Below are 13,810 nucleotides of genomic sequence, written 5' to 3'. Positions count from 1 at the left end.
ACCCATGAATGCCCGTGCCTCCGGTTTTTTTTCGATCATCTTGGCTGCGATTATGGTCCTCGCCTTGCCGGCTTGCGCCGAAAAATCGATTCCCGCCAGTGTGCGCGGCTACAGCCATCACATCGAAAACTCAATCTATAACTTCACGGTCAATGGCGCAATGGGCTCCAACCTCGGGACCAATGGAGGCGGAAGCGCATCGTCCTGTTGTGTCATGCTCCCGGCGCGTTGGAGGCCCGGCTTGATGGCCACCGTAGATGTGGAGTACAGCACTCCGCAAGGCGGGCCGCCGCCACCGCCGCCGCCGCCGCGCACTTTCAATGTGTTGATCGAGGAATACACCGAACAGAACAGTGGTGCATTGCAAGTTCACTTCTATCCGCACGGAAAGGTGCGCATCGTGGTATCCAAATACTCCCCTGGTCATCCCAAATACCCGCCATTGGAAGACATAGAGCCCAATTGGGATTGGTACCGCAACTACTGTACCTTCGATGTGCCGTCCGACCCTGTGTGCAAGGCCGTTCCCAAGGAGAAAAGGCAATGACGGCGATCTCACAAAAATCCGACGTCGCTCAGAATCCCGATGTTTTCGGGACTCGAGGAAAAACGCGCCCTCTAACAAACAAGGAAATGATGCAGCGCACCGCCGCTTTATGCGCGGCGACGGGTGATCCGACCAAACCAGCCTGTTCAGGGCAGGTATTCGTGGGGCTGTTTTTCGACGGCACTGGCAACAACGAAGAAGACGACTACAAGTCACCCAAGATCAAGGTCAACGGTGAGAAGCAAAAGGGCACTGTGGCGGATCGCAAGCATAGCAACGTGGTGCGGCTCTATCACGCGTTTCCCGAGTCCAGTCATCAGGGTACGACCGGCTACTACCGATACTACATTCCTGGTGTTGGCACGCCCTTTCCCCAGATCGGCGATTCGGGCGGCATGCTTGGCTCCGGATTCGCATGGGACGGCGAGCCACGGGTGATATGGGGCCTGATCCAGATTTTTAATGCGATACACCAGTACGCCACCGGTGCTGACCTGATTCCTGAGAGCCGAGCCGGTAACATTTCCAATGTGCTCGGCGGGTTCGGTTCTCCAGCGTGGCAGCGCGGTATGGCGCTTGGTGATACTTGGCAACGCAGCCTCAAAGCTGCAATCAAAGGGCGTAAGCCTGAGGTGGAGCAACTCAACATCTCGGTGTTCGGTTTTTCACGCGGCGCAGCTGAAGCGCGAGCATGCGTGAACTGGCTGTTTCAAATATGCGAGAAAAAAGACGGCGGCTATCTTTTCGCCGGCATACCCTTGCGCGTGCAGTTCATGGGCCTTTTGGACACCGTCGCTTCAGTGGGTATTGCTGGCATGTATTCAATGGCAGAAGGTCGTCAGTCCTGGGCCGATGACAACATGCAGATACACCCGGGCGTGGAGCAGTGCCTTCATTTCGTAGCAGGTCATGAAGTGCGGAGTTGCTTTCCCTCTGATTCGGTACGCATCGGCCATCGCTATCCAGCCAATACGAAAGAGTATGTCTATCCGGGTGCGCATTCGGACGTGGGGGGCGGCTACCATCCACTGGCGCAGGGTAAATCCGCGGATCTCGCGCGAGTTCCAGGTTTTGACATGTATCTCGGGGCGCTAGCGGCAGGAGTGCCAATGATCGCATTTGGCAAACTCGAGAAGCCTATTACCGACGCTCTCCAGCCAAATGAAGAAACACTGAAAGCCATACGCGACTATTTCGCCTCCGCAAAAATCTGCCCCGCCCCCGTCGAAGAAATGTTGCGCCAGCACATGGGGTGTTACTTCAGCTATCGCTGGCAAATGACGCAGCACGTGTATCAGCAGCAAACTTTCTTTGTTCGTGCAAGCAAGAGCAATCTATTTACAAAGGACGCCATCACTCTCCTGGATACACAACAGGCTCTGATGAATGTGATTGCTGGCGTCAAGCGTGAGTTGGACAGCCGTATCGACGGCTCTTTCTTTTCCCGGAGAAGCGATGATGCACTGCTTGACTCGCCATACGCTTTCAATGGGTCAGCGGGACGCATTTCGGTACTGATCGGCGCGGGCCTGACAGGTGGCTCGAGAGGTGCGGCACTGATCGATTCGATGCAGGATGGAGTCGATGAAATGGCCAGGGGAGTAAAGCCGTCGCTCAAAAAATGGCGGCAATGGCTTAGCGACAAGAACCAGGCGGAGGTCCACGACTCCGATGCCCCCGAGCGCGACATGCTGACCCTTGTAGATGCATTGAGCGAAGAAACCACGTCACCGCAGACCGTGCGATTCTTCAATGACTATGTGCATGACTCCATGGCAGGCTTTGCAAGCAGCGACAAGGTCAACGAGTTCCTTTTCAATGGCTTTGGCATCGCCAAATTCCGTCGTATTTACTTTGGAGATCGCGGCGACGAAGTAGTGCGCAAAGCGGTAGAAGCTCTCAACAAACAGCAGGTTGGTGCAGCAAAAGCCAAGCGTGCTCAGAGGGCGCAATGGGACCTTGAGTCAGCGAACTTCCAACGAGCCAATCCCAATCCTTGGTAAGGCTGCCAGAGTTGTTAGCTGCGCGCACGATCGCAACTTCGTAGATGGCGCTGGACACTGTGAACCGAACCGTCAACTTGGCACTTTGCATCTTGGCGCTGACTGCTTGCAGCACCAACGAGCGCGCACCGGAAAGCTACAGCGTCAACATCAGCCCGTACAACCACACCGGCGACTACATCCATCAGTTCTACGTGGACGGAGGCGGCGGCGGCAACTCGCGGCCCTACGGTGGCGGCGGCGGTTTTGTCTGCTGCGTTTCCTTTCCAGCCGAATGGCGGCCCGGTCTCAGTGCACATGTGAAATGGACGACGTCCAGCGGGAACCCCAACGACATGAGCCCGGAAGCGGCAGTTGAACATTGGCACGAGAAAACCGTGCCCATCGACAAATACGACGTCCAGGGCGGCATGCTCAACGTGCACTTTCTTCCCAGAGGAGAGGCCCGGCTCATCATCTCCAACAAGGGAGCGGGCGCCAAGGACTACCCCGGTCCTGCTTATCCGGTGAAGCCGTCAAACTGAAGATGGCCAACCGCGACGAGTTGGATCTTCATCCGAGAAAAGCAAATGACCGGATCTCCAAGGCCATATTCCATGGCCTCACGCCTCAGCCGGATGCTGCTCTGCACGCTCATCGCCGCCACCATGGCTGCTTGCGGGGACGACACCGTACCAGTCTCCATCGGCGGCTACAACCACATCCCAAACCGAGCGATTCTGAGCTTCTCTGTTGACAATTCAGGTGGAGCGAACCTCGCTCCCGAAAGTGGCGAAACAGGGAGCATGTGCTGTGCGGCACTTCCAAGGCGATGGCACCCTGGCATGAAGGCGCGGGTTTCATGGACGTATGGCTCCAGTGACCACAATGCCTCTGAACCGCCAATCCATGAAGCCGTGGTGGAAATTCCAGAGTATTCAAGCAAGCGGCCCGGCAACGTTCACGTGCACTTCTACAAGAACCACCAAGTCAAGGTCGTTGTTGCCCGTTATGGCATCGAACATCCGCGCTATCCGATGAGCGCGCAAGACAAGCTTCCATGGGAAACCAGTCAACAGTTGATCGAATACGAGAAGCAAGGGACTCTCCCGGGATGAGCACCGCTGCCGAGCCCATCTGCCGCCCTCACCCCCGCGTCGCGTTCTCCTTCATCTTCGCCAACGCAATCGCCAACACCGCCCCGCCCAGCGTCTTCACCAACCCCGAGTGCTGCGCATAAAACCGGCTCACCTCGTCGATCACCCCCGCGTGCTGCTCTTCGGCATGCGCTGCAATCTCCGTCACCCGCGCGGGTGACAACTGAGAGGCCTGCTCCGGCGTGAGTTGGGTCTGCCCCGGCTGCAACAACCGCCCGAGCACGCCACCCGCCAGCATCGATGCCGCAGCCGGCCCCAGCGTTGCCAATATCTGGTTGAGCACGCCGGCTTGCTGCACCGGCGAAGACTGGCCGAACAACCGACCCACCATGTCGCCGAACGCAGGCGTCTGATCTGAGCGCATCGCCGCTGCGAGCCCCGCGCCGATCGCGTCGGGCGAGGCGTGCTGGGTGATGACCTGGCCCACATGCGGACCACCGGTATCGCTGCCGATGGCTTCTTGAAGAATGTCGAGCAATCCCATGTCGGCGCTCCTTCCTGGATGGAGAGAAGAGAAAGAAGCGCCGATCCTCGACCTGCCCCCCTGAGCGGTGGCTGACCGACCGACCGGCTGCGCGCCTTCGTCGCGCACGGCTCACTGATTACCGGCCTTCTTCGCTATCCTGCCGGCTGGCCAAGACGAAGGATTCGATTTTGCAAACACACCCCGCCATTCAAGCCGCCATGGAACGTGATTTCGGCGCCATTGCCGACCTGGTTCGCCTCCACGCCCAGCACTCGCCCGACCACGCCGCGCTCGCGGACGCGCAGCACGCGCTGAACTACGGCGCACTCGACGCGCTGATGGACCGCATCGCCTCCAGCCTGCAGCGCGACGGCCTCAAGGCCGGCGACGCCATCGCGGTCTGCGCCACGTCGTCGGTGAACTACGCGGCGGTGTTCCTCGGCGCATTGCGTGCGGGCATCGCCGTCGCGCCGCTCGCGCCCGGCTCCACGCCCGCGAGCCTCGCCCGGATGATCGAAGACGCCGACGCGCGCATCCTCTTCACCGACGCCTCGGCCGCCGACGTGGTCGGCCCCGCGAAGGAAGGCGGCATTCCGCGCGTCGCGCTCGACGGCTCTTCGGCGGGACGCGATTTCGCCGGCTGGCTCGCACCGGTCGGCGCGAAGCCCGAGGCCGTCGAGGTGCAGCCCTCGTGGGCCTTCAACATCATTTATTCCTCGGGCACCACCGGCGAGCCCAAGGGCATCGTGCAGGGGCACGGCATGCGCTGGGCGCATGTGCAGCGCGGCGCCAAGTACGAGTACAGCGCCGACACCGTCACGCTGCTGTCGACGCCGCTCTACTCGAACACCACGCTGGTGGTGTTCTTCCCCACCATCGCCTTCGGCGGCTGCGTGGTGCTGATGCCCAAGTTCGACGCCGGCGGCTACCTGCAGCTGGCCGAAGCGCGCCGCGTGACGCACACGATGCTGGTGCCGGTTCAGTACCAGCGGCTGATGGCACACCCGCGCTTCGACGCGCACGACCTCTCGTCGTTCCAGTTCAAGTTCAGCACCAGCGCGCCCTTCAACGCCGCGCTCAAGGCCGACGTGCTCAAGCGCTGGCCGGGCGGGCTGATCGAGTTCTACGGCATGACCGAAGGCGGCGGCACCTGCATCCTCGAGGCGCACCTGCACCCGACCAAGCTGCACACCGTGGGCCAGCCGGCGCCGGGCAGCGACATCCGGCTGATCGACGACGAAGGCAACGAACTTCCGCAGGGCAACACCGAGGTGGCCGGCGAAGTGGTGGGCCACTCGGCGGGCATGATGACCGGCTACCACCGCCAACCCGCGAAGACGCGCGAGGCCGAATGGTTCGACGCCACCGGCAAGCGCTTCATCCGCACGGGTGACGTGGGCCGATTCGATGCGGAAGGCTTCCTCACGCTGTTCGACCGCAAGAAGGACATGATCATCAGCGGCGGCTTCAACATCTACCCGAGCGACCTCGAGGCCGTGCTGCGCGGCCATGCGGCGGTGTCCGACGTGGCGGTGGTCGGCGTGCCTTCGGAGCAATGGGGCGAGACGCCGGTGGCCTACGTGGTGCGCCGCGAGAACGACGCCACCACCGAAGACGCGCTGCTGCAATGGACCAACGACCAGCTCGGCAAGACGCAGCGCCTGGCGCGCCTGCACTTCATCGACGAGCTGCCGCGCAGCGCGATCGGCAAGGTGCTCAAGCGCGAGTTGCGTGACCTTGTCGGCCGCTGAAGCCAAGGCGGCGGCGCCGTCCGAAGAACAGGGCGGCGGCGGCAACGGCCTCTTGTGGGTGCTGGTCGCCGTTGCGGTGCTGTTCGCGTTCCTGCGCCCGCGCGCGCCGATGGACTGGCTGCAACTGGTCGACTGGCAGACGGTGGGCGCGCTCGCCGGGCTGCTGGCCATCACGCAGGGCGTGGAGAAGAGCGGCATGCTGCAGGCGGCCGCGCAGCGCCTGCTCGCGCGCACCCACAACCAGCGCAGCCTCGCAATGCTGCTGACCGCGAGCGCGGCTTTGCTCTCGGCGCTGGTGACCAACGACGTGAGCCTGTTCCTCCTGGTGCCGCTCACCCGCGTGCTCGCCAACCAGGCGCACCTGCCGCTCGCGCGTCTCGTGGTGCTGGAGGCGCTGGCGGTGAATGCGGGCTCCGCCCTCACGCCGATCGGCAATCCGCAGAACCTCTATCTCTGGCATCGCTCGGGCGAGAGCTTCTTCGCCTTCATGGGGATGATGGGGCCGACGGTGGCGGTGATGCTGTTCTGGCTCTTCGTGGCCGTGTGGCTGCTGGTGCCGCGCACGCCCATCGCGCTCAAGCCCGCGGCCGAGGCGGCACCGGTGCAACCGCGCCTGCTGGCGCTGGCGGGCGTGCTGTTCATCGGCTTCGTGGTCGCGCTCGACCGGCACTGGCTGCTGGCGGGCCTTGGCGTGGTGTTCGGCGTGTTCCTGGTGACGTACCCGCGCGTGCTGCGCGGCATCGACTGGGCATTGCTCGCGATCATCGCGTTGATGTTCGTGGACCTGCGCCAACTCGCCGAGCTGCCCGCCATCACCGCGCTGCTGGGCCACTGGCCGATCACCGAGGGATGGCGCGCCTACCTCGCGGCCATCGTCACTTCGCAGTTCATCAGCAACGTGCCGGCGGCCATCCTGCTCGACGGCCACGTGCGCGACCTGCCCGCGCTGGCGGCCGGGGTGAGCGTGGGTGGCTTCGGCTGCGTGCTGGGATCGCTCGCCAACCTGATCGCACTGCGGCTCGCGAAGCTGCCGAACGGGCTGCGCGAGTTCCACCGCATCAGCATTCCGTTCCTGATCGTGTGTGCGGCCTCGGCGCTGCTGCTGCGGCTGGGGTGACAGGCGCGGAGCCAGGCAAGACAATCGACGCCTCCCACCATGCACGCCTCCGCCACGCTCAACACGCTTTCGCTGCGCGACTACGGCAGGTCGCGCGGCAGCCATGCGCACGATCACTTCCAGGTGCTGATCGGCCTGGACGGCGTGCTCGACATCGAGGTCGAAGGCCGGGGCGCGGGCATTGCTGCCGGCGAGGCGCAGGTGGTCGCGCCGGGCGACCGCCACGACTTCGAGGCGCGCGGCGAGGGCAGCGTGTGCCTGGTGCTCGACACCACGCATGCGCTCTGGAATCGGTGTGCCGAGCGCGCCCCTGCGGACGCGCTCCAGCTGCACGCGCTGGCACGCTATCTCGCGCATTGCATGAAGCAGCCGCCGCAGCACGCCTCACTTGCGCTGCAGCACGGGCCCGCACTGTTGCTGGAGGCCTGGGGCCCCGCACCTTCGCCGCTGCAGGACACGCGCCGCCGCCGCATCGATTGGCAGTCGCTCGCGGCCTGGGCCCGGGCGCGCTGGCACGAGCCCCTGACCGTTTCAGACCTGGCCGAGGTCGCCTGCCTGAGCCCCAGCCAGTTCGCACAGCGCTGTCGCGAGGAGCAAGGCGTGAGCGCGATGCACTGGCTGCGCGGCTTGCGTCTGGCGCACGCGCGAGAACTGCGGATGGACGGCATGGGCGTCGCGGAAACCGCGCGGCGCACCGGCTACCGCTCGCCATCGGCGCTCACCGCCGCACTGCGCCGCCGGGGCGCCTGACGACAAGACCGTCGCCTCGCGACGATCGACCGGCATTACGCGACGACTGCATCGCGTAGCCTCGCCGGTCTCATGTCTTCCACCGTCTATGCCCTGCTCGCCATCGCGCTCTGGACCAGCCTTGCCTCGCTCGGCACCGCCCTGTCGCACCTGCCGCCCTTCTTGCTGACGGGCCTTGCGCTCATGATCGGCAGCGTGCCGAGCTGGCCGCTCGTGCTGCGCGACCGCCGCGCCTGGAGGGTGCCGCCGCGCACGCTGGCCCTGGGCATCTATGGCCTCTTCGGCTATCACTTTCTGCTGTTCATCGCGCTGCGGTACGCACCGCCGGTCGAGGCGAATCTCGTCAATTACCTGTGGCCGCTGCTCATGGTGGTGCTGGCGCCGGTTCTGCTGCCGGGCGTGTCGCTGCGGCCGTTGCACGTGATCGCGGCGCTGCTCGGGTTCGCGGGAGCGGCGGTGGCGATCCTCGGTGCGCGCGGCGGCACCGCTCCCGCTTCGAGCGCGGATGTCGGGTACTGGGGCTTTCTTCCCGCGCTGGGCTCGGCTTTCATCTGGGCAAGCTACTCGCTGTGGACGAAGCGGGTGGCGGCGTTTCCGACTTCTGCGATCGGCCTCTTCGGGCTGGTCTCGGGCGCGTTGTCGCTGATCTGTCACGCGCTGCTCGAGCCCTCGGTCGCGCTGTCGACCCGCGACTGGCTGCTGGTCGCGCTCTGCGGCCTCGGCCCGCTCGGGGCGGCTTTTTTCGTCTGGGACATGGCGCTCAAGCGCGGCGACGCGCGGCAGATCGGCATCCTGAGCTACATCACGCCGCTCGCCTCCACGTCGCTGCTGCTGGCCGTGACCGGCCGCCCGCTCACCTGGAGCATCGCGCTTGCCGCGGCGCTGATCATCGCGGCGGCCGTCATGGGGACGCGTGCCCGCTGAACAAACGAACGATGAGCGAATGAACGAATCACGCCCGCGTCCGACGGATCGAGGCGCTTTTTCTGGCTAGAGTGGAGGCTCGGAAAAAACAAGGAGCTCACCCATGGACGGCAAGAACAAGAACGACGACTTCGAAATCACGCCCAAGCTGGTGTTCGACCTGAACCTGGCGCTGTACCTGGACCTGGTGGCCGCGCTCGAAGGCGCAGGCGCCATCACCTACCGCCAGATGGCGGCCCGGGTGCTCAACATCAGCATGGACGCCCGCGCGGACGGTGAAGCTGGCCTCTCGACGGTGCTCGAAGGCGTCGCCAAGGGCTTTGCGGGCCAGGGCGATGGGCTGTCGATCGAGCTGCTGAAGGCCGCGCGCGGACTGCGCGAAGACGATGCGATGGGGGACATCCCCATGCGGCCTGCCGATTGATTCCAGTTACTTGTAGTCCAGCGTGAAGGTCGCCGTGCCGTCGGCACGCCCCGGCGTCACCTTGTCGCCGGTCTGGAAATAGCGCGCGGTGTAGGGCAGCACATAGGAGCCGTCCATCGACGGCCCCACCAGTGCTTCTTCACCAAATTTCACCGGCACGCTCTTGTCGTTCACCACCTGGATGCCCACACCGGTGGCGATGGTCGAGCCAGCCTGCGTGATCTTCAGCACGCCCTGCTCGTTCGAGGCGTCCGGCGTCGCGTCCATGCGCAGGTAGACCGTGTTCTGCGCGTTCTGCCCGGCCTTGCAGTTGAGCTTGATGTTGAACTTGCGTTCGCCCGCGGTGGTGCCCCTGCCCTTGAAGCTGCTCAGCGGCACCTTGCCGAATTCCACCAGGATGTTGCGCGAGCCCAGGTCCACCGAGCACGAGGGCGTGATGATGGTGATGCCCTCGCCCAGCAGGTTCGTGGTGAGCACCGATTTGTTGTCCGCCACGCTGTAGTACTGGGTGTAGGTGCCCTGTGCGAGCGGGCCGTTGCCCGTGACGGTGGCGATCTTGAAGAGCTCGACCTGGAAGCGCGATGCCGCGTCGAAGTTGCCGAAGTCGCTGGTGGTCGTGCGGTCGTGCGGGTAGTAGCTGACTTCGGTTGCGCTGAAGTAGCGCGACAGGCGGATGCCCACGCCGGACACCGCAGTGGTGAACACATGGTCCAAGCCCGGCACCGCGATGCCCTGCAGCATCACACCCTTCACGCTGCCGCCGCCCACGCAGGTCCAGGGCTTGTTGATGGCGCTCGACGGTAACGGGAAGAGTTGCGACTTGAACATCGTGCCCACCGCCGCATCGTTCGGGATGACGACTCGGCCCATTGCCATGTTGACCGTCTTCTCGATATAGCCCGGCGTGACGGTGCACGCGGCCCATGCGCCCTGTGCGCCGAGCAGCAGCGCAAGGGCCGGCATGGCGAAGCGCACGAAACGGCGCGCGGTTTTCGCTGCACGGAATGGATGGCTGCGGTTCATTCCGCTCCCTTCGGTTGCGCATCGACCGGCGCGGCGGCGGCGCATTGGCCGTTCAACTCGCGGATCGGTGGCGGGTTCTTTTCATCGGGCAGGCTGTACGGCACGACGCACTGGTCGGCCTTGCCCTGGCCCCATCGCACGGTGAGCTGTCCGCTGCTGCCGGCGCCGGTCACGAAGGCCTGGCCATCGGGTCCGACGATGCCGACCTCCTGGCCCGCGTCGTTCTCGATCTTCGAGCCGAGCGGCAGCATGCGGCCCTTCGCGTCGGTCAACACCATCAGCAGGCGGAAGCCCACCGAGGTTTCGAACTTCGCGACCACGACGGCGCCGCGCGTGGGCACCACTTCGGTGGCGGCGTTCTTCACCTCCACCGTGTCGCCCAGGTCGCCGGTGCGGATGGCCAGGCGGTTCAGCCGGTACGGCGTGAGGTTGGGAATGACCGCGTTGCCGGCCCAGTCGGTCGCTACGCCGGGCTGCGACTCGAAGCCCACGCCGGACGCCTTGGGCGCCTGCACCAGCGCCACCGTCTCGCCCAGCGGCTGCGACATCGTGACGCCGCCGCCATGAATCAACACACCGCCCGACACACCGAAGGTGCTCTGGCCATAACCGCGGCCCTGCGAATGGCCGACGTCGAAGCGACCGACCTGCGACAGGTAGCTCGCGCTTGCGCTGCCGCTGCTGCCGCCGTCCTGGTTCGCCGCGCCGGCGGTCACGTTGTAGGTCAGGCGGCTGTCGTCGAAGGCCGAGCCGTACACGCTGGCCTGCTGGTTGACGCGGCCGGTGCTGTCGCGCGTGACGGCGTACTGTGCGCTGGCACGCGTGTCGCCGAGCGGGATGCTCAGCGTGAACATCACCTGGCGCACGGCCGGCCGGTTCAGGCTGGTGGTGTAGTTGTAGAAAACGCTGTAGCCGAACTGCTTGTAGTTGCCCGAGTAACCCAGTTGCACCAGCCGGTCTTTCGCGCTGGTGCCCCAGTAGCTTTGCTGGCGCGCAGATGCGAACACCGTGCCGAGGTCGCCGACTTGCTGCGAGACCTCGAAACGCACTTCGTTGCGGCGGCTGTTGAACGACTCGAAGGGCCGCAGGTCCTGCATCTGCACCGCTTCCTGGAAGGTGCGATAGCCGCTGGTCGAGTAGCGGTAGCCTGCCACGCGGAAGTTCGTGCCGGAGGTGAGGAATGCCTTCGAGTAGAGGAAGCGCACCGATTGGCCGTCGTAGGTCTTCACGCCGTTGACCGGCGTGCGGTCGGTGGTGCGCGCGCTCGACAAGTCGACCGACACAGCACCGAAATCGCGCAGGTTCTTGCCCACGCCTGCGAGCAGCGACTGGTACATGTTCGCCATCAAGAGGCCGCCATAAAGCGAGAACTCGTTGCCGAGACCGCGTGCGAGCGTCGCCTGCATGAAGACGGGCTGCGAGAGCGAAGGCCGCACGCCCAACACGGTGCCGCCGTCGTAGCCGTTGCGGTACTTGCCGACAGTGGCCGAGTAGCGCCAGGTGCCTTCGCGCAGCAGTGTGGGCACGGCCGAGAACGCCTGCGTGTATTTGGTCTGGCGCCCATCGGCCTCGGCGATGGTCACCTCGAGGTCGCCGCTGGATGCCGTGGGGTACAGGTCGTCGATGACGAACGGCCCGGGCGCTACGAAGGTGCTGTAGATGACATAGCCGTTCTGGCGCACGGTGACTCGCGCATTGGTCTGCGCCACGCCGCGGATGGTGGGCGCGTAGCCCTGCTGGCTGTCGGGCAGCATCGCGTCGTCGGACGAGAGCTGCACGCCGCGGAACGGCAGGCTGTCGAAGAAGTTGCCCGGCGTGTTGCCGTCGCCGATCAGGAGACGTCCGTTGATCGAGGCGATGTCGCGCTGCATGTAGGTGTTGATGCCCTGCCAGCGGCTTTTGCCATCGATGCCGCGGTTGTAGGTCGAGAAATGGCGGAAGCGCCAGTCACCGAAATTGAAGCCGGCGCGCAAGCCCGCGAACAGGGTGTTGCGCTGCAGGGTCCTGTCGCGCTCGGCGAAAGGGTTGCCATCGAACACGTTCTGCGGGGGCGCAAAGGGGTTGGTGTCGTTGCGGTAGTTGTTGCCGCTGTAGCGCGCGAAATTGAGCTGGTAGTCCAGCATGCCGGCCGTGATGCCCTTGTCCCACTTCTCGGGACCGACCGCGCCGCGCGCCGAACGCTTGAGCGCCGCCTGGGGAATGCTCACGAACAGGCGCTGCTTGCCGGCGTCGTAGGTCACGGCGGCATCGGGGATGACCTTGGTCAGTTCGACGCAGGCCTCGTCCGCGGCCCCCGCGAGTTCGGGGAACACCGCCACGTTGACGCCCCAGGCGTCGAGCATGCCGCGCGTGAGACAGGGTTCGGCATCGTTCTTGCCGTCCTTGGCGGCGAAGCGGATCTCGGTCTGCCCCGCGCCGCGCTCATTGAGCGACACGTCGACCATGTACTTGCCCGCGAGCACGCGGTTGCCGAAGGAGAACAGCGAGAGGTCCGCATGCGGCTGGTCGCCGCCGATGCCGAGAAACTCCTCGTTGAAGCTGGAGCCGGCCAACTGCTCCTGCGCATGGCCGGGCGCGCCGAGTGCGCCCAGCAAGGCGGCGCACAAGGTCAGCCGGAACGGCGCGCGAGGGGCGGGTGAACGGCGCATGACAGCGTGTCTCCGGCGTCTCAGCGCTTGTTGCCGTCGGCGGAAGGCGCGGGCTGCGGGACCAACTCGGCCTTCAAGGCCACGGGCTCGGCACCTGCGGGCACCTGCACGCGTTCTTCGGGCGTCTCACCGCCGTAGTCGTTGAGCGTGGTGAAGTTGACCTGGATGGCCTGCGGCGCCTTCACCGTGGTCAGCAGGTACGTCATCTCGCCGAAGGGCGGCACCATGTCGGCGTTGATCAGTTGCTGGCCGCTGTTGATGTTCAGCGCGGTGAAGGTCACGTGATAAGCCGTCGGGTTGCCGACCTTGAGCACAGCGCCTTGCCCTTCGGTGCCGGTGCTCACCGCCCACTTGAGTTGACCGCGCGATTCTTCGGACTTGCCTACGAGCTTCGAAGGCCGGTAGAACAGCTTGATGCGGCTGCGGACCGCGATCTGGAGCACGTTCTCTCTCCTTCGACTTCTCGGGAATTTCCTTGACGTTGAGCCAGAAGACCGACTCCCGGTCGGCTGGCAGATCGCCCTGCACACGCATGATGCGCAGGATGTTTTCCATCCCCGGGTCCAGCCGCGACAGGGGCGGCGTGACGAGCAGCGGGGTCTTGTTCTTGCCTTCGCCGGCGTCGATCCAGGCCTGGACCACGTAGGGCGAGGTGCCGGTGTTCTTCACCGGGATGGAGGCTTCGCGGTCCCTCTCTCCGAGGATCACGCGGGTACCGCCGAGCATCACGCCCGCGCCGGCCAGCCCCTGGAGGCCCAGCATCAGCAGGATGGCGAAAGCCCAACGGAAGCGATGGTTGCTGCACATAAAAAAGAATCCTTGGGCGCGGGTAAGACGCATGGAACACGCGCGCCCCAGCACGGCGGCGCGCATCGGGGCACCGTCGGAAAAAGGCGAAAAAGAAAGAAATGCCAGCGCCGATGGGACGCGGAAGTCCGGCCGCGGCGCAGGCATGGGCGGCATCGCCGGCCGGCCCGGAGCGGTTATGCGCTCCGGCTGGCCGCGGCAATGCCGCGGACGC

The 13,810-nt window shown here is 64.8% G+C and carries 13 protein-coding genes and 1 pseudogene; 9 read left to right on the top strand and 5 right to left on the bottom strand.

Annotated elements, in window-relative coordinates:
* Positions 1-4 precede the first annotated feature (4 nt).
* The 4 genes from QF040_RS27365 (at position 5) to QF040_RS27350 (ending at position 3,647) form a co-directional block, all read left to right on the top strand.
* A complete protein-coding gene (locus QF040_RS27365) occupies positions 5-547 on the top strand; it encodes a DUF3304 domain-containing protein (protein ID WP_429613603.1) in 543 nt (180 codons plus the stop codon).
* Positions 544-2,550 (top strand): T6SS phospholipase effector Tle1-like catalytic domain-containing protein, encoded by a 2,007-nt coding sequence (locus tag QF040_RS27360; RefSeq protein WP_429613602.1) that lies wholly within the window; start codon positions 544-546, stop codon positions 2,548-2,550. The genes QF040_RS27365 and QF040_RS27360 overlap by 4 nt, the downstream gene beginning before the upstream one ends.
* A gap of 44 nt (positions 2,551-2,594) precedes the next feature.
* Positions 2,595-3,074, top strand: coding sequence for a DUF3304 domain-containing protein (locus tag QF040_RS27355; protein ID WP_429613601.1), 480 nt, complete (start codon positions 2,595-2,597; stop codon positions 3,072-3,074).
* 72 nt (positions 3,075-3,146) lie between these two features.
* On the top strand, positions 3,147-3,647 hold the full coding sequence (locus tag QF040_RS27350; RefSeq protein ID WP_429613600.1) for a DUF3304 domain-containing protein: 501 nt from the start codon (positions 3,147-3,149) through the stop codon (positions 3,645-3,647).
* 28 nt (positions 3,648-3,675) lie between these two features.
* On the opposite strand, the gene QF040_RS27345 is transcribed toward QF040_RS27350, so the two are convergent.
* Positions 3,676-4,170, bottom strand: a complete 495-nt coding sequence (locus QF040_RS27345) for a hypothetical protein (RefSeq protein ID WP_429613599.1) — start codon at positions 4,168-4,170, stop codon at positions 3,676-3,678.
* Positions 4,171-4,370: 200 nt separating this feature from the next.
* Here QF040_RS27345 and QF040_RS27340 point away from each other — a divergent pair, with 200 nt between their 5' ends.
* The 5 genes from QF040_RS27340 to QF040_RS27320 all read left to right on the top strand — a co-directional run bounded on the left by QF040_RS27340 (position 4,371) and on the right by QF040_RS27320 (position 9,118).
* Positions 4,371-5,903: a class I adenylate-forming enzyme family protein gene (locus QF040_RS27340; protein WP_429613598.1), complete on the top strand. Its 1,533-nt coding sequence runs from the start codon at positions 4,371-4,373 to the stop codon at positions 5,901-5,903.
* Positions 5,884-7,020, top strand: a complete 1,137-nt coding sequence (locus tag QF040_RS27335) for an SLC13 family permease (RefSeq protein ID WP_429613597.1) — start codon at positions 5,884-5,886, stop codon at positions 7,018-7,020. Before QF040_RS27340 ends, QF040_RS27335 begins: the two co-directional genes overlap by 20 nt.
* A gap of 39 nt (positions 7,021-7,059) precedes the next feature.
* Positions 7,060-7,770, top strand: coding sequence for a helix-turn-helix domain-containing protein (locus QF040_RS27330; protein WP_429613596.1), 711 nt, complete (start codon positions 7,060-7,062; stop codon positions 7,768-7,770).
* A 72-nt stretch (positions 7,771-7,842) separates the two neighbouring features.
* Positions 7,843-8,694: a DMT family transporter gene (locus tag QF040_RS27325; protein ID WP_429613595.1), complete on the top strand. Its 852-nt coding sequence runs from the start codon at positions 7,843-7,845 to the stop codon at positions 8,692-8,694.
* 103 nt (positions 8,695-8,797) lie between these two features.
* Positions 8,798-9,118: a hypothetical protein gene (locus QF040_RS27320; RefSeq protein WP_176661975.1), complete on the top strand. Its 321-nt coding sequence runs from the start codon at positions 8,798-8,800 to the stop codon at positions 9,116-9,118.
* 6 nt (positions 9,119-9,124) lie between these two features.
* Here the strand turns inward: QF040_RS27320 and QF040_RS27315 are convergent, their stop codons facing one another.
* The 4 genes and pseudogenes from QF040_RS27315 to QF040_RS27300 form a co-directional block, all read right to left on the bottom strand.
* Complete coding sequence (locus QF040_RS27315; RefSeq protein WP_429613594.1) at positions 9,125-10,141, bottom strand: fimbrial protein; 1,017 nt, start codon at positions 10,139-10,141, stop codon at positions 9,125-9,127.
* Entirely contained in the window at positions 10,138-12,789 is a 2,652-nt protein-coding gene (locus QF040_RS27310) for a fimbria/pilus outer membrane usher protein (RefSeq protein ID WP_429613593.1), read from the bottom strand. Before QF040_RS27310 ends, QF040_RS27315 begins: the two co-directional genes overlap by 4 nt.
* A 20-nt stretch (positions 12,790-12,809) precedes the next feature.
* On the bottom strand, positions 12,810-13,232 hold the full coding sequence (locus QF040_RS27305; protein ID WP_429614698.1) for a fimbrial biogenesis chaperone: 423 nt from the start codon (positions 13,230-13,232) through the stop codon (positions 12,810-12,812).
* Positions 13,233-13,235: 3 nt separating this feature from the next.
* Positions 13,236-13,515, bottom strand: a pseudogene (locus QF040_RS27300) (fimbria/pilus periplasmic chaperone); the annotation flags it as partial.
* Positions 13,516-13,810 lie beyond the last annotated feature (295 nt).

Origin of the sequence: Variovorax sp. W2I14 (genome assembly GCF_050435205.1) — a bacterium.
Lineage (GTDB): Bacteria > Pseudomonadota > Gammaproteobacteria > Burkholderiales > Burkholderiaceae_C > Variovorax > Variovorax paradoxus_C.
This window is presented reverse-complemented; position numbering and strand designations above follow the sequence as displayed.

Coding starts and splice junctions, on each gene's coding strand:
- QF040_RS27340 (WP_429613598.1), top strand. CDS start 4,371: ATGGAACGTGATTTCGGCGCCATTGCCGACCTGGTTCGCCTCCACGCC.
- QF040_RS27360 (WP_429613602.1), top strand. CDS start 544: ATGACGGCGATCTCACAAAAATCCGACGTCGCTCAGAATCCCGATGTT.
- QF040_RS27345 (WP_429613599.1), bottom strand. CDS start 4,170: ATGGGATTGCTCGACATTCTTCAAGAAGCCATCGGCAGCGATACCGGT.
- QF040_RS27350 (WP_429613600.1), top strand. CDS start 3,147: ATGGCCTCACGCCTCAGCCGGATGCTGCTCTGCACGCTCATCGCCGCC.
- QF040_RS27315 (WP_429613594.1), bottom strand. CDS start 10,141: ATGAACCGCAGCCATCCATTCCGTGCAGCGAAAACCGCGCGCCGTTTC.
- QF040_RS27330 (WP_429613596.1), top strand. CDS start 7,060: ATGCACGCCTCCGCCACGCTCAACACGCTTTCGCTGCGCGACTACGGC.
- QF040_RS27325 (WP_429613595.1), top strand. CDS start 7,843: ATGTCTTCCACCGTCTATGCCCTGCTCGCCATCGCGCTCTGGACCAGC.
- QF040_RS27355 (WP_429613601.1), top strand. CDS start 2,595: ATGGCGCTGGACACTGTGAACCGAACCGTCAACTTGGCACTTTGCATC.
- QF040_RS27365 (WP_429613603.1), top strand. CDS start 5: ATGAATGCCCGTGCCTCCGGTTTTTTTTCGATCATCTTGGCTGCGATT.
- QF040_RS27310 (WP_429613593.1), bottom strand. CDS start 12,789: ATGCGCCGTTCACCCGCCCCTCGCGCGCCGTTCCGGCTGACCTTGTGC.
- QF040_RS27320 (WP_176661975.1), top strand. CDS start 8,798: ATGGACGGCAAGAACAAGAACGACGACTTCGAAATCACGCCCAAGCTG.